Below are 18,982 nucleotides of genomic sequence, written 5' to 3' on the forward strand. Positions count from 1 at the left end.
TAGGAGAGAGGTACTGTTATGAAAGAACTGGAACTGAAGTATGGCTGCAATCCTAATCAGAAACCATCCAGAATATTCATGGAGGGGGACAGGGAGCTTCCCATTACTGTTCTAAGCGGCAGACCGGGGTACATCAATTTCATGGATGCCCTCAATGGCTGGCAGCTTGTAAAGGAGCTAAAAAAAGCCACCGGGCTTGCGGCCGCCGCTTCCTTTAAGCATGTGTCGCCTGCAGGTGCCGCAGTGGGCCTGCCTCTGGATGATACACTGAAAAAGATATACTGGGTGGATGACATGGGTGACCTGTCACCGCTGGCCAGCGCTTATGCAAGGGCCAGGGGCGCGGACAGGATGTCCTCCTTCGGCGATTTCATTTCCCTGTCAGATGTGTGTGATGTGGACACGGCCAGGATGATCAAGAGGGAAGTGTCGGACGGCGTCATTGCTCCGGGATATGAACCTGAGGCGCTGGAGATACTGAAGTCCAAAAAGAACGGAAACTACAATGTGATCCAGATCGATCCGGATTATGAGCCGGCAGCCATTGAGCGCAAGCAGATTTACGGCGTCACCTTTGAACAGGGCCATAATAACCTGGAGATCAACAACGACATGCTTCGGGATATTGTGACAAAGAACAGGGAACTTCCGGAATCAGCCAAAATGGATCTTTTGATCTCCCTGATCACCTTAAAATATACACAGTCCAATTCCGTCTGCTATGTAAAGGGAGGACAGGCCATTGGTATCGGGGCAGGGCAGCAGTCCAGGGTCCACTGTACACGCCTGGCAGGCAGCAAGGCTGACAACTGGTATCTGCGCCAGGCTCCCCAGGTATTAAACCTGCCCTTTGTGGACAGCATCAAGCGGGCTGACAGGGATAATGCCATTGACGTGTATATGGGCGAGGATTATATGGACGTACTGGCTGACGGCAGATGGGAGAAAACATTTAAAGTAAAACCGCCTGTGTTTACAAAGGAGGAGAAAAGGGCCTGGCTGGATACCATGACAGACGTGGCCCTTGGATCAGATGCCTTTTTCCCATTTGGAGACAACATTGACCGGGCCTATAAGAGCGGAGTCAAGTATGTGGCGCAGCCGGGAGGATCGGTGCGGGATGATCAGGTGATCGAAACCTGCAACCAGTATCATATGGTTATGGCATTTACAGGAATCAGACTGTTTCATCATTAATAGTATACAGGAAAGGGACCGGGGCGGCTGCTTCGGTTCTTTTTCTGTATGGCGCCGGCTCTGTATCGGCCCATAATATATTTTCACAGTTGATAGAACGGAAGTGTCGGAGTATAATGGAGCGAGCAATTAAATGAGGGGAGTTTAAGTATGATAACGGATCTGACAGCGGAGCATCCTAAAAAGACATTGTGGAGGTTTGCCCTGCCCATGTTTATGAGTGTCATGTTCCAGCAGATGTATAATATTGCGGACAGCGCTATTGCAGGCAGGTTTGCGGGGGAGGATGCCCTGGCTGCCGTGGGGGCCTCTTATCCCATTACGGTGATATTCATGGCCTTTGCGGTGGGGAGCAACCTGGGGGCCTCCGTAGTGGTCTCCAGGCTCTTTGGAGCAAAGGACCTGGGGAGAATGAAATCCGCGGTCTACACGGCCTTTATTGCCTGCGGCGCCATGAGCCTGGTGCTGACCGGGCTGGGATATGTGTTCTGCGGTGCCATGATGGAAGCCATCCACACCCCGGCCAATATCTTTGGGGACGGTGAGCTTTATCTGAAGATTTACGTGCTGGGCCTCACCTTCCTGTTCCTCTACAATGTGTGCACAGGGATTTTTACCGCTCTTGGGGATTCAAGAACACCGCTGTATTTCCTGATCGGTTCTTCGGTGGGCAATGTTGTGCTGGATTACTGGTTTGTGGCCGGTCTGGGCATGGGGGTGGCGGGCGTGGCCTGGGCAACCTTTATCGCCCAGGGCGTGTCGGCCGTGCTGGCCCTTGCCGCCCTGGCCCTGCGTCTGCGGGGAATCAGGACAGATAAGAGGGTGGTGCTCTTTGACATTATCCTTCTGTCCCAGATCGCGGCCATAGCAGTGCCCAGCATTATGCAGCAGAGCGTTCTCTCCGTTGGAAACATGTTTGTGCAGGAGATCGTGAACCGGTACGGATCAGCGGTGATCGCCGGATATTCAGGCGCCATCAAGCTGAATACATTTGCCATCAACGCCTTTATGTCCCTGGGAGGCTGCCTGTCCAGCTATACGGCCCAGAACCTGGGGGCCGGGAAGATGGAGCGGATCCCTCTGGGATTCAGGACAGGCATCAGGCTGTCCCTGTGCGCGGCTATCCCTTTTTTTGCGCTGTATTTCGGATTCAGCCGCCAGATGATGGGCCTGTTCCTCAATGGGGACAGCGGGGAGGCCATCGCCTCGGGCATGGAATTCCTGCGCATTGTCAGCCCCATGTATTTTATGATATCCATTAAGCTGACCACGGACGGGATCATACGCGGTTCCGGGGCCATGGGTTATTTTGTGCTGGCAACCGTGCCGGATCTGATCCTGCGCATCATTGTGGCCAATCTCCTTGCCGGCCGTTTTGGAAGTACGGGAATCTGGATGGCATGGCCTTTCGGGTGGGTCGCAGCCACGGTCCTGACCATTATCTTTTACCGCCGGATCGTCACCGGAAAGTACCGGATCCGCTTGTAAACGGAAATTGTGAACCTTTTGTGAAATCAGGCGGATGGAAGCATTTGGACCTTGTACGGAAAATATGTTTGTGCTATAGTGTGTTTGAAAAATGCTCTCTAACTCGTGATTGAAAATGTTTCAGAAGGACGGAATCAGTGACAAAGGAAAACAGGGATAAATATTTAAAACAACGATGGAACGTGAGCAAGGCTGTATGTAAGATCGTATGCCTTTTGCTGGTGCCTTGTATCTCGTATCTGCTTTTTGAATATGTGACCGGCAACCTGGCAACGGTTTCCGTGAGTATGGCTGTTCTCAATATAGCCTGGATGTATGTGCTGTACCTCATGCTGTTTGCGGTGAGCGGAACCACCCGCGCGGCAGTGCCTGTGGTGTCTGTTTTCCTGCTGGTGCTGTCCCTGGCAGAGGCGTTTGTGGTGGCCTTCAGGGACCGTCCCATCCTGCTGTGGGATGCCATGGCATTTAAGACAGCCATGACCGTTTCGGGAAATTATACATTTGTCATTACCCAGGAGATGAAGATCGCCTGTGTATGTGTGATTTTGATGAATATTGCCCTTTGGTTTATGCCGTTTCGCATCAGGGGGTGGAAGCTCCGCCTGGCTGCCGGGGCAGGCACCGCAGCAGCCATCGGAGGGTTTGCAGCCTGGTTTTTTACCTCCCTGGTGCCCGGCTGGGGGCTGGGGATCAATATGTGGGCTGTCAATGACACGTATAAGGAATACGGGTATGTGCTTTCCACTGCAGTGTCCCTTCAGTACATGGTAAAAAAACCGCCTCAGGGCTACAGTACGGCAAAGCTGAAGGAGATACATGACAGGCTGGAAGAGGAGGAGCAGGTACGGCTGGCATCCCTGGGAAGCGTGTCCCTGGAGGATGACAGTATCACTCCGGTGAATTTGATCTGCATTATGAACGAAAGCCTGTCGGATCTCAGGACTGCAGGGGATTTTACAACCAATACGGAGTATTTTCCGTTTATCAGCAGTCTTGAGGAGAACACGGTCAAGGGAAGCCTTTGCGTCCCCGTGTTCGGTTCCCTTACCAGCAATTCGGAATTTGAGTTTCTCACAGGGGATTCCATGGCCCTGCTGCCCTCCAATTCCATTGCCTACCAGTTTAATGTAAAGCCGGATACATATTCCATGGTTAGTACGCTGAAGGACCAGGGGTATGATGCCGTGGCCATGCATCCGTATCCCGGTGAAAACTGGAACCGGGTGGAGTGTTACAATAATATGGGCTTTGACGCGTTTCTGGACGAGGAATTTTATGAAGACAGTGAACAGCTTCGTAATTATGTGAGCGATGCGGCTGATTACGACAAGCTGATCAGTGTGGTGGAGAGCAAGAGGGCGCCTGAGGATAAGCTTTTTATTTTCAATGTGACCATGCAGAACCATGGGGGATATGAGGAGGAGTATGACAATTTTGAGCAGGAAGTATGGCTGACAGGGGAATATGAAGGCCTGTATCCCAAGACGGACCAATACCTTTCCCTGATGAAAAAGTCAGACGAGGCGTTTCAGTACCTGCTGGAGTATTTTTCCAAGGTGGATGAACCCACCATGATCGTGATGTTTGGGGATCACCAGCCCAGCGTGGAGGACGAATTTTTTGACGCCATAGCCGGCATGCCAAGCAGTGAGGTACCGGTACAGGATCATCTTATGTGGTATGAGACACCCTTTATTATTTGGACCAACTATGACATGCCTTCCCGGGACATGGGAAAGCTGGGAGCGGTCTACCTCTCCTCAGAGGTCCTGAGAATGGCCAATCTGGAACTGACACCCTATAACCGTTTCCTTCTCCAGATGGAGGAAGTGCTGCCCGTGGTCCATTTCCTGGGCTGTTATGACAGGGAGGGCAATTACTATTACTGGGCCAAGGCCGAGTCGGAGCGCTGTCCCTATCAGGACATGGTCCTGGACTATGAGGCCCTGGTTTACAACCACAGTCTGGACAGGAAAAAGTACAAGGACATGTTTGTTATAAAATAGTATAAGCTTAGAAAAAATTGTAAAAGCACTTGGCAAGCTGCCCCCGCATAGAATAAGATTAAGAATATGCAGGGTGGCTTTCTTTGAAGACTTTTCCGAAACCATTAACAGCAGGAGAGGAAAAAGAGTATCTGGAACGCTGCAAAGAGGGCGACCAGTCAGCCAGGGATATGCTGATTGAGCATAATATGCGTCTGGTGGCCCATGTGGTAAAAAAGTACCAGGGCTCTGATTACGATATGGAGGACCTGCTATCCGTTGGGACTATCGGCCTGATCAAGGCCGTGAATACATTTAATGCAGATAAAGGCTCACGACTGGCCACCTATGCAGCCAGATGCGTGGAAAATGAAATACTGATGCTCCTTCGTGCCAGCAAGAAATTTTCCAAAGAAGTGTCTCTTTTTGAACCTATAGGGGTAGACAAGGACGGGGAAACAGTAAGCTTGGTAGACGTCATCGAGATGGACAATAAAGAAACATTGGATACCATGATATTGAAACAGGACGTAAAGGAACTGTACGAGGCATTTGAATCCTGTCTGACGGAAACTGAAAAGACGGTATTGGGAATGCGTTATGGACTGTACAGGGGCAAAGAACATACCCAGCGTGAGATTGCGGGGAACCTCGGGATCTCACGTTCTTATGTGAGCCGCATTGAGAAAAAGGCGATTGAGAAGATACGGGCGGAGTTTTCTAAACACGGCGGCTGAAAATAAAGTCAGTGAAACACGGCGCCTTGGCGGATAAATTAAGAAATGAATCTGAACAGACACCGGAACTTGAGGGGGAAACTCAAGGTTCCGGTGTTTTGTTTTAGGGGGAGATATGATATAATCGAAAAAGCAATATTATTTATCAAAAGAACCTTTGCAGTTATAGAAATGATGGAAGATTTGCCCGGATTGGAGATGCCTATGAATATCTGATGTCCATGTGCGCTCCCAACGCTGAAAAACCGAAGACACGGGTGAGATGTTCCCAATAAGGATGAAAGTTAAAACGTATGCACAGAATATAGATAAGAGTACAGGGGATATTTAAACGGATCACTGCTTTTACAGGAATTTGAATATAACTGACGGAAACATGATAGACAGAAGGAGAGACAAGGTTGATCAAAAAAGGACAATCAAGAAAAAAGCGTGAGCCAAAGGCATGGTCAAAATATATGATAGGCGGGACCGTGGTCCTGACAGCCGGAATTGTGTGTGTCTGCCTTATTGGTCTGGTGCGGAGCAGGGGAAAGGAGCATCTTTCCTCGGAACGGCTTTGGAGCAGGGAACGGGGAAACGATTCCGAGAACGGGCTTCAGGGCGGGAAGGATACGAATGGGGCAGAGGGGCAGGAGAGCCGTGACCGGATGGCAGAGGAGCAGGATGCGGGCAGACAGACGGAGTGGGCCCGTGAGATCCTGGACCAGATGACTATGGAGGAAAAGGCAGCCCAGCTGTTCATTATCACTCCGGAGCAGCTGACAGGCGGTTCCCAGGTCACTGTGGCGGATGAAACCATTAGGGAAGCGCTAAAGCAATACCCGGTGGGCGGACTTATCTATTTTTCCGGAAACCTGGTGGACCCAGCCCAGCTAAAGGAGATGACTTCACATACCCAGGCATATGCCATGGAACACAGCGGGATCCCTCTGTTTCTTTCCATTGACGAGGAGGGAGGGGATATTGCCAGGATCGGTACTCATGAGGGATTTCAGGTGGAGCAGGTGTCTGCAATGGCTGAGATCGGAGCATCCGGTGACTGGGCAATGGCTTACGATGCGGGTAATACCATTGGGACATATCTGAGAGAGTACGGCATCAATGTGGATTTTGCCCCGGATGCGGATGTGCTCACCAACCCGGATAATACGGTGGTAAAGACACGTTCCTTTGGGACGGACCCGGAATTGGTGACAAAAATGTCATTGGCCTATCTGGACGGGCTTACAGGTCAGGGAGTCTATGGAGTACCAAAGCATTTCCCGGGCCATGGGGCCACAAAAGGGGACAGCCACCAGGGATATGCCTATGCGGATAAGACATGGGAAGAACTTGAGAAAACGGATCTGGTGCCTTTTTATGCCATGGCAGAGCGGCAGGTGCCCTTTATCATGGCAGGACACATATCCCTGCCAAGGATTACGGGGGAAGATGTTCCATGTTCCCTTTCAGGGGAGGCGCTGCAGGGGTATTTGCGGGAGAAAATGGGATATGAGGGGATCATCATTACGGATGCGCTGAATATGGGGGCTATACAGGAGCATTACCCGTCAGGTCAAGCGGCAGTGATGGCCTTTAAGGCCGGTGCGGATATGCTGCTGATGCCCGCGGATTTCCATGCGGCCTATGAGGAGGTGGTCCGGGCAGTCCGGGACGGGGAAATTTCCGTGGAGCGTCTGGATGGATCCGTACTGCGCATTTTGAAGGTGAAAGCCGGGCTGCCAGGATCATTTTCATAAAAATTCAAAAAATATTATAAAAAGATAAAAGAATTGTGCATTGTCTTATGATGTATTTGCCTTTATACTAGTCATAGCAGGCGGGACCGGTGAATTTGGAACCTGTTCCGTCTTTTTGCGGCAACCAAGTGTTCATAAGGAGGAAAAGCAATGGCGATTTTAGTGACTGGAGGCGCCGGTTATATCGGAAGCCACACCTGCGTGGAACTTTTAAATGCAGGTTATGATGTAGTAGTAGTAGACAACCTTTACAATTCCAGTGAGAAGGCGCTTCAGAGAGTGGAGCAGATTACCGGCAGGAAGGTTACATTCTATGAGGTGGACTTGCTTGACCAGCCCGCACTAAAGAACGTATTTGATAAGGAGAACATTGAGTCTGTCATCCATTTTGCAGGCCTGAAGGCCGTGGGTGAGTCTGTTCACAAGCCTCTTGAATACTATCACAATAATATAACAGGAACCCTGATCCTCTGTGATGAGATGAGGAACCATGGGGTTAAGAATATTGTATTCAGTTCATCTGCAACCGTGTACGGGGATCCTGCCGAGATTCCCATTACCGAGAACTGCCCTAAGGGGGAGATCACCAATCCTTACGGACGCACCAAAGGAATGCTGGAGCAGATCCTCACTGACCTGCATACCGCGGATGATCAGTGGAATGTGGTCCTTCTGCGCTACTTTAATCCCATCGGAGCCCATGAGAGCGGCCTGATCGGCGAGGATCCAAAGGGGATCCCCAACAACCTGGTTCCTTATATTGCCCAGGTGGCAGTGGGCAAGCTGGAACATCTCAATGTATTTGGCAATGATTATGACACGCCTGATGGGACCGGAGTGCGCGACTACATCCATGTGGTGGACCTGGCAAAGGGCCATGTGAAGGCTGTTAAAAAGCTGGAAGACAGGGAGGGAGTCAGCATCTACAACCTGGGTACGGGCGTTGGTTACAGTGTGCTGGATGTGCTCCATGCCTATGAAAAGGCCTGCGGCCAGACATTAAAGTATGAGATCCGGCCCCGCAGGGACGGAGATGTGGCAGTGTGCTATTCCGACTCCGCAAAAGCCGGCAGGGAATTGGGCTGGAGGGCTGAAAAGGGAATTGAGGAAATGTGCGCTGATTCATGGAAATGGCAGTCCATGAACCCAAATGGCTACAGGGATTAAATAAAATACAGGCTTTTGCAGGCCCGGAGCTGGAAGTATCTGTCTGGCTCCGGGCTTTTTTTATATACGGTTTTTAATATAAAAGAACAAATGTTTGCATCAGGGGTTGATTTTACCGCGGCCTTATGGTAAACTGTTAAAACAAACATATGTTCGAGGACGGGCGATGCCATGCTGATTCAGGAGAATTTAACCATACAGGAAAAACTTAAGATATTGACAGATGCGGCAAAGTATGATGTGGCCTGTACATCCAGCGGTGTGAAGCGCAGGGGTAAGGCCGGAAGTATTGGGAATACATCGGAGGCGGGAATCTGTCACAGCTTTGCGGCGGACGGGCGGTGCATATCCCTGCTTAAGATCCTGTTCACCAACCAGTGCATTTACGACTGTAAGTACTGTGTGAACCGGTGTACCAATGATGTGGTGAGGACTGCTTTTACACCGGACGAGGTCTGTAAACTGACCATTGAATTCTATCGGAGGAATTATATTGAAGGTCTTTTCCTGAGCTCCGGCATTCTGTATAATGCCACATACACCATGGAGCAGATATACGAGACCATGTACAAGCTCAGGAACCAGTGGAATTTTAACGGCTATATCCACGTGAAGGCTATACCGGGCGCTGATCCTGAGCTGGTGGAGCGCGTAGGGTTCCTGGCCGACAGGATGAGCGTTAATCTGGAACTGCCCACAGCAGAGGGGCTTAAGAACCTGGCGCCTGGAAAGACCCGGGATAAGATCCTAAGCCCCATGCGCCAGATCCAGCAGGGGATCTCTGTATCCAGCCATCTGCTGGGGTATGACAGGGAGTATAAGAAGCCCTACAGCACAAAGCATGCAGGCTTTGCCGGGGGCGCGGCCCTGATCGATCCGAAGCTGGCCCAGGCACCCTTGGGGGTGCTGGAGGAAAGAGATGATTCAGACCGGTCCGTGGGAAGAGTACCGGATCTTCAACCATCCGATCCATCAACCGGTATAACAACCGGTATAGCAGCCGGCACCATAGCCGGCACCACAGCCGGCGCTGCATCCTGGGATGCCCATAAGAGCCATCTGGTTCTTCCCGCCTCCAGGTATAAGAAGTCAGCCTTTGTGCCCGCGGGGCAGAGTACCCAGATGATCGTGGGGGCAACTCCGGAGAATGATTATCAGATGATGTCCGTGACCCAGGCCCTTTACCGGAACTTTGGGTTGAAGCGGGTATTTTATTCCGCATATATTCCGGTGAATGAGGACAGCAGCCTTCCCAGCCTGCCCGGGGGGCCGCCCCTGCTCAGGGAGCACAGGCTGTATCAGGCGGACTGGCTGCTGCGGTTCTATGGCTTTAAGGCAGAGGAACTGCTGTCAGAGGATAAGCCGAATTTTAACGTGTTTCTGGATCCCAAGTGTGACTGGGCCCTTCGCCATCTGGAGGGATTTCCCGTGGAGGTGAACAGGGCTTCTTATGATGAACTGCTTCGTGTCCCGGGAATGGGGGTGAAGTCCGCCGTGAGGATCGTGTCTGCCAGAAGTGCAGGAAAGCTGGGCTTTGAGGACCTGAAGAAGCTGGGGGTGGTGCTGAAGCGGGCTAGATATTTTATCACCTGTTCAGGCCGCATGATGGAAGGGGCAAGATTGGACCAGGACTACATCACCAACTGTCTCATAGGGGATGAGAGAAGGGCTGCCTGGGATATAGAACACAAGGACTGTTTCAGGCAGCTGTCGCTGTTTGATGATATGCATATGGAGATGCCGGTTACAGATGAGGACCAATATACAGCCGTGCTGGGGAATCTTTAGGAGGTAAGGGATCATGACCATTTATCTGTGTAATCCGGATTTTGAGGGGATCCTGTGCGGCATCTATGATGCCTGGATGGGGCTTAAAGGGCATGATAACGTGCGCCTGGAACTTAAGGGAACCTATCAGGAGATGGAGCTTTTCAGTGAATATGTGGATGTGGGGACGTCACCTGAAAAGGTGGGAAAGGTAACACGGTCCGTGTGTAAAAAGCTGTCACAAAGTGTTTATGAGAAGATTTATGTGGCATCCCTGAGCCAGGACGGTGACAGGGCGGATAAGATCTACCGCTTTTTGGTACGGGCCTTTGCCATGGGGCCGGAGATATTGGATCAGCTCCAGATTCCGGAGAGCTATGAACTCTTTCAGATGTGCCGTAATGTATATAATGAAAACCATCTGCTGGTGGAGTTCCTTCGTTTTTCCCAGGCTCCGGGAGGCATGTTGGTATCCAGGATCGGGCCAAAGAACGATGTGATGACGCTCCTGGCACCCCATTTTGCCGACAGGCTTCCTGAGGAAAACTGGGTGATTTATGATGAGAACAGGGAGAAGGCAGCGGTCCACCCAAGGGGAAGGGACTGGATGATCGTCAATCATCCCATGGAGCAGTCAGGGAATGGTGGAATTTGGCAGCTGTGCCTTGAACAGGACACAGATGAACAGGAGTATGAGGACCTGTGGATTGCCTTTTTTAATACCATTGCCATTAAGGAAAGGAAGAATCCTGTCTGCCAGAGAAACCATTTACCTTTGCGTTTCAGGCCCTACATGACGGAATTCCGCAAGTGAGCCCGTGCTGCTCCAGGCTGCCTTGAGATACATCACAGAATGTAATTTAAGATACCCTTGTTTTTTTTACAGTATTTTAGTATAGTAATACTATCTTAATTCAGAGGAGCAGGTATCTTCCTGCTCTGTCTTGCTACGATCAGGCACGGTTTGTGCTATATCCCAATTTTATAACACACGATACCCTCATTTGACAGGGGTACTATGAATCAAACACACAAAAGAAAGGAAATATGAATGTTTACAAAAATCAACAGCGGAGGTATACGGGCTGTGGACGGCTTTCTTGTGTCAGTGGAGGCAGATGTATCAGGGGGGCTGCCTGCTTTTTCTATTTCCGGCCATCTGGCTTCCGAGGTCAGGGAATCTCAGGAGCGGGTGCGCACGGCTCTTAGAAACTCCGGATTCAGGCTGCCGGCCCGGAAGATCACGGTGAATTTATCCCCGGCAGGGATACGAAAAGGGGGAACCGCTTACGACCTGGCCATAGCCGTGGCTGTATTGGGGGCATTTGAGCAGGTGGATCTATGCGCACTACAGGACTGTTTTGTCATTGGAGAGTTGGGGCTGGATGGGAGGGTAAAGCCTGTGAACGGTGTGCTTTCCATGGTGGATGCTGCCAGGGAACACGGATTAAGGCGATGCTTTCTGCCGGTGGAAAATGCCAGGGAAGGGTTGGTGATCCGAAATATAGATATAGTGGGGGTAGAGTCCCTGGAACAAATGGTCCGCATGCTGAGAACGCCTGGATCCATAGAAGTGCTGAAGCCGGGCAGCCTGAAGGAAAATGCCGGGGGTGAGACAGGGAAAGGGTATGATGTGGATTTTCAGGATGTAAACGGGCAGCTGGTCCTGAGACGGGCTGCTGAGATCGCGGCTTCCGGAATGCACGGCCTTCTCATGAGCGGCAGTGCCGGAACCGGAAAAACCATGGTGGCCAAACGGATTCCCACCATTATGCCGGCTTTATCCAGGGAGGAGGACATCGAGATATCAAAGATATACAGCATCTGCGGTATGCTGCCCCAGGGGCAGCCTCTTTTGTCGCACCGTCCATTCAGAAATCCCCACCACACCGTCACGCCTCTTGCCCTGACGGGAGGTGGTGGAATGGCAAAGCCGGGCGAACTATCCCTGGCATCAGGGGGGATACTTTTTCTGGATGAGCTGCCCCACTTTGGACGAAAAGCCATAGACATACTGAGACAGCCACTTGAAGAGCGCCGGGTTACGGTTACCAGGGTACATGGAAACTATGAGTTCCCGGCCGATTTTCTCATCGTAGCAGCCATTAACCCGTGCCCATGCGGATTTTATCCGGACAGGACCAGGTGTAACTGCTCCGAGACACAGATCCAAAGATATCTGGAACACATATCACGGCCTGTACTAAACCGGTTCGATCTCTGCGCAGAGGCCAGCATGATCTCATTTGAGGAGTTAAGCGGCAAAAACCAGGACAATGAGGATTCTGCATCCATCCGGGAACGGGTGGAGGCTGCCGTACAGATTCAGAGAAATCGTTATGAGGGAACCGGGATACGGTTCAACAGCCATATGGGGCCCAGGGAGGTGGCCCAGTACTGCGTACTAGGACAAAAGGAAAAGCGCCTGTTAAAATCAGCATATGAAACACGAGGACTCAGCGCCAGGCGGTATCACAAAGCATTAAAAGTAGCGCGGACCATAGCCGACCTTGCGGGATGCGGCTCCATCAGACGGGAGCACCTGGCGGAAGCGTTGGGCTATGGAATGCTGGAGGATAAATTATGGGGATGATAAAGGACAGGTTAGGACAGTTGGAGCAGGAAGGCCCGGTCCTTAAATTAAACAGGGAAAAGGAGTTCATCTATTGGCTCACCAGGTGTCCGGGTGTTGGCGCCGTGACTGTTAAAAAGGCCGGTGAGCGGGCAGGAGGATTCGAGAATGTATATTATATAGAAGGAACAGAATTGCGCCGAATGGGAATCCTGCGCAGCGAAAAACAATGCCTTCAATTTGACAGATGGAAGAAGGAACTGGAACCCATGCGCCAGGAGTACCACAGCCTGCCGGAAAAGGGAATCCGTTTTGTAACACCCCTTGATCCGGAATATCCAAAACGTCTGGGGCATATTTATGACTATCCCATGGGACTCTATGTAAAAGGGGAACTTCCAAAGGAGGAGATTCCCACAGCAGCGGTGATCGGGGCCAGAAACTGTACATTCTATGGAAAACAGTCTGCGGAGTATATAAGCAGGGAACTGGCCGGACAAGGGGTACAGGTTATCAGCGGCCTTGCCTTGGGAATCGATGGGGCCGGCCACGCGGGAGCTGTAAAAGGCGGAGGAAGGACTTTCGCAGTGCTGGGCTGTGGGGTAAATATCTGTTATCCCAAAACAAATTACAGACTGTTTGAACAGATTCTTGAAAAGGGCGGTATCATATCTGAGTATGCGCCCCAGGAAGAGCCCTGCGCCCGGAATTTTCCTGTGCGCAACCGGATCATAAGCGGATTATCTGACGCGATCCTGGTGATTGAGGCCAGGCAAAAGAGTGGTTCCTTGATCACGGCGCAGCTGGGACTGGAACAGGGAAAGGATATATATGCCCTTCCCGGCAGGATTACAGATCCCCTAAGCCAGGGGTGCAATTATCTGATCAGAGCCGGAGCGGGGATCCTGACATCCCCTTTGGATGTCCTGGAAGATATGGGCATTTTTTACGAAAAACAAAGGATTTCTAACAAAAAAGACAATAAGGGACTTGCCAAGATTGAAAAAATGGTGTATAGTTGCCTGGATTCCGAACCCAGAAACCCGGAACAGATCGCAGTGCTTACAGGACTTTCTGTGAGCCTTTGTATGAGCGCTCTGCTGGAACTGGAACTGGGAGGATATGCAGTGCGGGCGAGAGGCCAGTACTACGTACAAGGAATGACAAACGAATAGTAATTTATGTGTATTTATCAATATAAGAACAGGGAATAAGGAGTTTTACAATGGCAAATTATCTGGTAATTGTGGAGTCACCAGCAAAAGTAAAAACCATCAAGAAGTTTCTGGGAAACAACTATGAGGTGGATGCCTCAGGGGGCCACGTGAGAGACCTTCCCAAAAGCCAGCTGGGTTTTGATGCGGAGCATGACTATGAACCAAAGTACATTACGATCAGAGGAAAAGGCGATGTGCTGGCAAAGCTTCGCAAGGAAGTGAAAAAAGCGGATAAGATCTATCTGGCAACAGACCCTGACCGTGAAGGGGAGGCCATATCCTGGCATCTGATGAAGGCGTTAAAGCTGGATGAGCAAAAGGGCAAGGATGTATACCGGATCAGCTTTAATGAGATTACCAAGAATGCTGTAAAAGCTTCCTTTAAATCTCCCAGGGACCTGGACATGAACCTGGTGAACGCACAGCAGACAAGAAGGATGCTGGACCGTATGGTTGGTTACCGCATCAGCCCCCTTCTCTGGGCAAAGGTCAAGAGGGGCTTAAGTGCAGGACGTGTGCAGTCGGTTGCCCTGAGGATGATCTGCGACAGGGAGGACGAGATCAACGCTTTTATTCCGGAGGAATACTGGAATCTGGATGCCGACCTTTTGATGAAGGGAAGTAAAAAGGCGTTAACGGGCAAGTACTACGGTACCAGGGATTCTAAAGGCGGCAAGTCCACGATCCGCAACAAGGAAGAACTGGATCAGATCTTAAAGGAACTGGAAGGCTGCAGCTATGAGGTGGAGGAAGTGAAGAAGGGGGAGCGTGTCAAGAAGGCACCCATTCCGTTTACCACCAGTACCCTTCAGCAGGAAGCTTCCAAGGCGCTGAATTTCTCCACACAAAAGACCATGCGTCTGGCTCAGCAGCTGTATGAAGGCGTAGAGGTTAAGGGCCATGGAACCCTGGGTCTTATCACCTACCTGCGTACGGATTCCACACGTATCGCAGACGAGGCGGACGCAGCAGCAAGAGAGTTTGTAAAAGAACATTACGGCGCGGACTATGTGACCCAGGGCACCCAGACTAAAAAAGAGAACGGGAAGATCCAGGATGCCCATGAGGCCATCCGTCCCACTGATATTACATTGACTCCTACCATTGTAAAAGAATCCCTTCAAAGGGATCTGTTCCGCCTGTACCAGCTGATCTGGAAGCGCTTTACAGCCAGCCGTATGGCTTCCGCTGTTTATGAGACCACTTCCGTGAGGATCGGGGCAGGCAGCCATATTTTCACCACATCCGCTTCAAGGCTGACCTTTGAGGGCTTTATGTCCGTCTATGTGGAGTCAGATGACGAGGAGGAAAAGAACCAGGTGCTGGGCAACCTGGAAAAGGGAACAAAATTAAAGCTGGACCATCTGGATCCAAGCCAGCATTTCACCCAGCCGCCGGCACATTACACGGAAGCTTCCCTTGTAAAAGCGCTGGAAGAGCAGGGCATTGGCCGTCCAAGTACTTATGCGCCCACTATTACCACCATTATTGCCAGAAGGTATGTGGTAAAGGAGAGCAAGAACCTTTATGTGACGGAACTGGGAGATGTGGTAAACCGCATTATGAAAAACTCATTCCCCAGCATTGTGGATCCCAACTTTACAGCCAACATGGAATCATTGCTGGATAAGGTGGCGGACGGAACCGTTGCGTGGAAGACTGTTGTGAGCAATTTCTATCCGGATCTGGACGAGGCTGTTCAGATCGCTGAGCAGGAGTTGGAATCAGTGAAGATCGCTGATGAGGTTTCTGATGAGGTCTGTGACCTCTGCGGCCGTCAGATGGTGATCAAGTACGGCCCTCACGGAAAATTCCTTGCATGCCCCGGTTTCCCGGACTGCAAGAATACAAAGCCGTATTTTGAGAAGATCGGTGTGCCCTGTCCTAAGTGCGGAAAGGAAGTGGTCCGCAAGAAGACAAAGAAGGGCCGGCTGTACTACGGGTGCGAGGCCAATCCGGATTGTGATTTCATGTCATGGCAGAAACCCTCCAACCAGAAGTGCCCTAACTGTGGTTCTTACATGGTGGAAAAGGGCAACAAGCTTCTCTGCTCCAATGAAACCTGCGGATACCGCATGGACATAAAGGAAAAATAGAAAAAAATGTAAATGTAAATAAGGAAATATATATAAATCTTAAAATAATCGAAAACTTCAAAAAACTCTTGTTATTGCTTAAAAATTGTGCTAAAATTCAATTATTAGTAGGGCATTTTGGGGCGTTATACAAATTGGATAAGGAGGTTTTCGATTATGAGCGTTCAATTGTTGGACAAAACGAGGAAAATTAACAAGCTATTGCATAACAACAATTCGCATAAAGTGGTATTCAATGACATCTGCAAGGTATTGAGCGAGATATTGTTATCCAATATTCTTGTGATCAGCAAGAAGGGAAAAGTGCTTGGTGTAAGTATTTGTCCCGGAGTGGATGAGATTGAGGAGCTGATTGAGGACCAGGTAGGCGGTTACATCGATAAGATGCTGAATGAGCGTCTCCTCAGCGTTTTGTCTACCAAGGAGAATGTGAACCTGGCAACCTTGGGATTTGCAGAGGAAAATGTAAGAAAGTACCAGGCCATCATTACCCCCATTGACATTGCGGGGGAGCGGCTGGGAACACTGTTTATTTATAAGTCTGACGACCATTTTGATATTGATGATATCATATTGAGCGAGTACGGCACCACCGTGGTGGGACTTGAGATGATGCGCTCCGTGAATGAGGAGAATGCAGAGGAGACAAGAAAGGTGCAGATTGTCAAATCAGCCATCAGCACCCTTTCATTTTCAGAGCTGGAGGCCATCATCCATATTTTTGAGGAACTGGATGGGAATGAGGGGATCCTGGTGGCAAGCAAGATCGCAGACCGTGTGGGAATCACCCGTTCCGTGATCGTCAATGCCCTGCGCAAGTTTGAGAGCGCCGGCGTGATCGAGTCCCGTTCTTCCGGAATGAAGGGAACCTACATCAAGGTGCTCAATGATGTGGTGTTTGATGAATTGAAAGCGATTAAGGCATCCAACTCAAATCTGAAGTAGATGACAAAGATGACAGACAGTTTGCAAAAACACGTAAAAGTGCTTGCAAGCTGTCTGTTTTTATGTTATATTTGTAAGGCTGACAAAAAACACGTCTGTGGATTCTACGGGACGGTGCCTGGATGTATATTGGAAACCAACATTTAACTGGAAACTAATATTCGGACAGGTCTTCCGGGAAACATGAGAAGCAGACGGAAGTGCCTGAACCTACGTGAAGCGTAGCAGGCTAAAACCACATGGAGGTAAAGAACATGAGCGTTATTTCAATGAAGCAGTTACTGGAAGCTGGCGTACACTTTGGTCACCAGACAAGAAGATGGAACCCTAAGATGGCTCCATACATCTATACCGAGAGAAACGGTATCTACATCATCGACTTACAGAAGTCTGTAGGCAAGGTTGATGAGGCTTACAAGGCAGTATCCGATATTGCTGCTGAGGGAGGCACCATCCTGTTTGTAGGTACAAAGAAGCAGGCACAGGAAGCAATCAAGGCTGAAGCTGAGCGCTGCGGTATGTACTTTGTTAATGAGAGATGGCTGGGCGGTATGCTGACCAACTTCAAGACCATCCAGAGCCGTATTGCAAGACTGAAACAGATTGAGACCATGTCCACAGACGGAACATTTGATGTTCTGCCTAAGAAGGAAGTTATTGAGTTAAAGAAGGAATGGGATAAGTTAGAGAAGAACCTGGGCGGAATCAAGGATATGAAGAAGCTTCCGGATGCAATCTTTATCGTAGATCCTAAGAAAGAGCATATCTGTGTACAGGAAGCTCACACACTGGGTATTCCGTTAATTGGTATTGTTGATACCAACTGTGATCCTGAGGAACTGGATTACGTTATCCCTGGCAACGATGACGCTATCAGAGCTGTTAAGCTGATCGTTTCCAAGATGGCTGATGCAGTGATTGAAGCTAAGCAGGGTGAAGTTTTAGAAGGTGCAATGGAGCTGGAGATTCCTGCCCAGACATTTGAGGCAGCAGAGGCTTAATTAAACTTTAAAACTTTTAAATTGGAGGAAAATGAAATGGCAGCAGTAACCGCAGCAATGGTAAAAGAGTTAAGAGAAGTAACCGGTGCCGGAATGATGGACTGCAAGAAAGCTCTTGCAGCAACTGATGGCGATATGGATAAGGCCGTTGAATTCCTGAGGGAAAAAGGACTTGCCGGAGCAGCTAAGAAGGCCGGCCGTATCGCGGCTGAAGGTATCGTGGCTACCGCATTAACCGATGATCATAAGAAGGCAGTTGTAGTTGAAGTAAACGCAGAGACTGACTTCGTTGCTAAGAATGAGAAGTTCCAGACTTATGTTGCTGATGTGGCAGCACAGGCTCTGAACACAAGCGCTAAGGATTTAGACGCATTCCTGGAAGAGAAGTGGGCCAAGGATGAGTCCCTGACCGTGAAGGAAGCACTGGCTTCCCAGATTGCCATTATTGGCGAGAACATGAACATCCGCCGTTTTGAGCAGGTAGAAGAGGCCAATGGTTTTGTTGCTTCCTATATCCATGCAGGCGGTAAGATCGGCGTTCTGATTGATGTTGAGACAGATGTTGTAAACGATGCTATTACTGAGATGGCGAAGAACGTGGCAATGCAGGCAGCTGCATTAAAGCCAATGTTCACCAGCAGGGATGAAGTAAGCGCTGAATATATTGCCAAAGAAACTGAGATCCTCACAGCAGCTGCTAAGAATGAGAAGCCGGATGCCAACGATAAGATTATCGAGGGTATGGTAAAGGGCCGTGTAAACAAGGAGCTGAAGGAAACCTGTCTGTTGGATCAGGTTTACGTTAAGGCTGAGGACGGCAAGCAGAGCGTATCCCAGTATGTTGCAGCCGTAGCTAAGGAAAACGGCGCCAACATCAAGATCAAGAAGTTTGTTCGTTTTGAGACTGGTGAAGGTCTTGAGAAGAAGAACGAGGATTTTGCAGCTGAGGTAGCTAAGCAGATGGGGATGTAATTTCCTGTTAATGTCCAAACTGATAATCATGTCCAAACGGATAAAAATAAAAAAGGTTCCAAGATACGATTTAACGTGTCTTGGAACCTTTTTATG

Annotated in this window: 15 protein-coding genes; all 15 read left to right on the forward strand. The window is 49.9% G+C overall.

Translation table 11 applies throughout. The features are described 5' to 3' along the window. The first annotated feature begins 18 nt into the window (after positions 1-18). The 15 genes from CLFS41_RS13465 to tsf all read left to right on the forward strand — a co-directional run bounded on the left by CLFS41_RS13465 (position 19) and on the right by tsf (position 18,886). Positions 19-1,197 (forward strand): phosphoribosylaminoimidazolecarboxamide formyltransferase, encoded by a 1,179-nt coding sequence (locus CLFS41_RS13465; RefSeq protein WP_007858103.1) that lies wholly within the window; start codon positions 19-21, stop codon positions 1,195-1,197. 150 nt (positions 1,198-1,347) lie between these two features. Continuing rightward, the gene (locus CLFS41_RS13470) at positions 1,348-2,685 is read left to right on the forward strand and encodes an MATE family efflux transporter (RefSeq protein WP_045092544.1); all 1,338 of its coding nucleotides are present in this window, start codon (positions 1,348-1,350) and stop codon (positions 2,683-2,685) included. Between the two features lie 137 nt (positions 2,686-2,822). Next, the gene (locus CLFS41_RS13475) at positions 2,823-4,691 is read left to right on the forward strand and encodes an LTA synthase family protein (RefSeq protein ID WP_045092545.1); all 1,869 of its coding nucleotides are present in this window, start codon (positions 2,823-2,825) and stop codon (positions 4,689-4,691) included. A gap of 83 nt (positions 4,692-4,774) precedes the next feature. Continuing rightward, entirely contained in the window at positions 4,775-5,407 is a 633-nt protein-coding gene (gene sigK / locus CLFS41_RS13480; protein WP_007858098.1) for an RNA polymerase sporulation sigma factor SigK, read from the forward strand. Between the two features lie 45 nt (positions 5,408-5,452). Next, positions 5,453-5,623, forward strand: coding sequence for a hypothetical protein (locus tag CLFS41_RS30080; protein ID WP_156200224.1), 171 nt, complete (start codon positions 5,453-5,455; stop codon positions 5,621-5,623). A 185-nt stretch (positions 5,624-5,808) separates the two neighbouring features. Beyond that, positions 5,809-7,149: a glycoside hydrolase family 3 protein gene (locus CLFS41_RS13485; RefSeq protein WP_045092546.1), complete on the forward strand. Its 1,341-nt coding sequence runs from the start codon at positions 5,809-5,811 to the stop codon at positions 7,147-7,149. A 150-nt stretch (positions 7,150-7,299) separates the two neighbouring features. After that, a complete protein-coding gene (gene galE, locus CLFS41_RS13490) occupies positions 7,300-8,316 on the forward strand; it encodes a UDP-glucose 4-epimerase GalE (protein WP_007858095.1) in 1,017 nt (338 codons plus the stop codon). Positions 8,317-8,487: 171 nt separating this feature from the next. Further along, positions 8,488-10,104 carry a putative DNA modification/repair radical SAM protein gene (locus CLFS41_RS13495; RefSeq protein WP_045092547.1) on the forward strand — a complete coding sequence of 539 codons (1,617 nt, stop codon included), beginning with the start codon at positions 8,488-8,490 and terminating at the stop codon, positions 10,102-10,104. Between the two features lie 13 nt (positions 10,105-10,117). Then, complete coding sequence (locus CLFS41_RS13500; RefSeq protein ID WP_007858091.1) at positions 10,118-10,897, forward strand: TIGR03915 family putative DNA repair protein; 780 nt, start codon at positions 10,118-10,120, stop codon at positions 10,895-10,897. Positions 10,898-11,134: 237 nt separating this feature from the next. Beyond that, complete coding sequence (locus tag CLFS41_RS13505; RefSeq protein ID WP_045092548.1) at positions 11,135-12,676, forward strand: YifB family Mg chelatase-like AAA ATPase; 1,542 nt, start codon at positions 11,135-11,137, stop codon at positions 12,674-12,676. After that, positions 12,667-13,830, forward strand: a complete 1,164-nt coding sequence (dprA, locus tag CLFS41_RS13510) for a DNA-processing protein DprA (protein WP_007858086.1) — start codon at positions 12,667-12,669, stop codon at positions 13,828-13,830. The genes CLFS41_RS13505 and dprA overlap by 10 nt, the downstream gene beginning before the upstream one ends. A 50-nt stretch (positions 13,831-13,880) precedes the next feature. Continuing rightward, positions 13,881-15,968 (forward strand): type I DNA topoisomerase, encoded by a 2,088-nt coding sequence (gene topA, locus CLFS41_RS13515; RefSeq protein ID WP_045092549.1) that lies wholly within the window; start codon positions 13,881-13,883, stop codon positions 15,966-15,968. Positions 15,969-16,124: 156 nt separating this feature from the next. Next, entirely contained in the window at positions 16,125-16,913 is a 789-nt protein-coding gene (gene codY, locus CLFS41_RS13520) for a GTP-sensing pleiotropic transcriptional regulator CodY (RefSeq protein WP_007858080.1), read from the forward strand. 254 nt (positions 16,914-17,167) lie between these two features. Further along, a complete protein-coding gene (rpsB, locus tag CLFS41_RS13525) occupies positions 17,168-17,914 on the forward strand; it encodes a 30S ribosomal protein S2 (protein ID WP_007858079.1) in 747 nt (248 codons plus the stop codon). A gap of 36 nt (positions 17,915-17,950) precedes the next feature. Then, a complete protein-coding gene (gene tsf / locus CLFS41_RS13530; protein WP_007858077.1) occupies positions 17,951-18,886 on the forward strand; it encodes a translation elongation factor Ts in 936 nt (311 codons plus the stop codon). Positions 18,887-18,982: the final 96 nt, after the last annotated feature.

This window comes from Clostridium sp. FS41 (assembly GCF_000954015.1).
GTDB classification, from domain to species: domain Bacteria; phylum Bacillota; class Clostridia; order Lachnospirales; family Lachnospiraceae; genus Enterocloster; species Enterocloster citroniae.

What these genes read in the sequence shown, in the direction of transcription:
- dprA (WP_007858086.1), top strand. Translation starts at nt 12,667, where the DNA reads ATGGGGATGATAAAGGACAGGTTAGGACAGTTGGAGCAGGAAGGCCCG.
- CLFS41_RS30080 (WP_156200224.1), top strand. Translation starts at nt 5,453, where the DNA reads ATGAATCTGAACAGACACCGGAACTTGAGGGGGAAACTCAAGGTTCCG.
- CLFS41_RS13470 (WP_045092544.1), top strand. Translation starts at nt 1,348, where the DNA reads ATGATAACGGATCTGACAGCGGAGCATCCTAAAAAGACATTGTGGAGG.
- rpsB (WP_007858079.1), top strand. Translation starts at nt 17,168, where the DNA reads ATGAGCGTTATTTCAATGAAGCAGTTACTGGAAGCTGGCGTACACTTT.
- CLFS41_RS13465 (WP_007858103.1), top strand. Translation starts at nt 19, where the DNA reads ATGAAAGAACTGGAACTGAAGTATGGCTGCAATCCTAATCAGAAACCA.
- CLFS41_RS13505 (WP_045092548.1), top strand. Translation starts at nt 11,135, where the DNA reads ATGTTTACAAAAATCAACAGCGGAGGTATACGGGCTGTGGACGGCTTT.
- tsf (WP_007858077.1), top strand. Translation starts at nt 17,951, where the DNA reads ATGGCAGCAGTAACCGCAGCAATGGTAAAAGAGTTAAGAGAAGTAACC.
- galE (WP_007858095.1), top strand. Translation starts at nt 7,300, where the DNA reads ATGGCGATTTTAGTGACTGGAGGCGCCGGTTATATCGGAAGCCACACC.
- CLFS41_RS13500 (WP_007858091.1), top strand. Translation starts at nt 10,118, where the DNA reads ATGACCATTTATCTGTGTAATCCGGATTTTGAGGGGATCCTGTGCGGC.
- codY (WP_007858080.1), top strand. Translation starts at nt 16,125, where the DNA reads ATGAGCGTTCAATTGTTGGACAAAACGAGGAAAATTAACAAGCTATTG.
- topA (WP_045092549.1), top strand. Translation starts at nt 13,881, where the DNA reads ATGGCAAATTATCTGGTAATTGTGGAGTCACCAGCAAAAGTAAAAACC.
- CLFS41_RS13495 (WP_045092547.1), top strand. Translation starts at nt 8,488, where the DNA reads ATGCTGATTCAGGAGAATTTAACCATACAGGAAAAACTTAAGATATTG.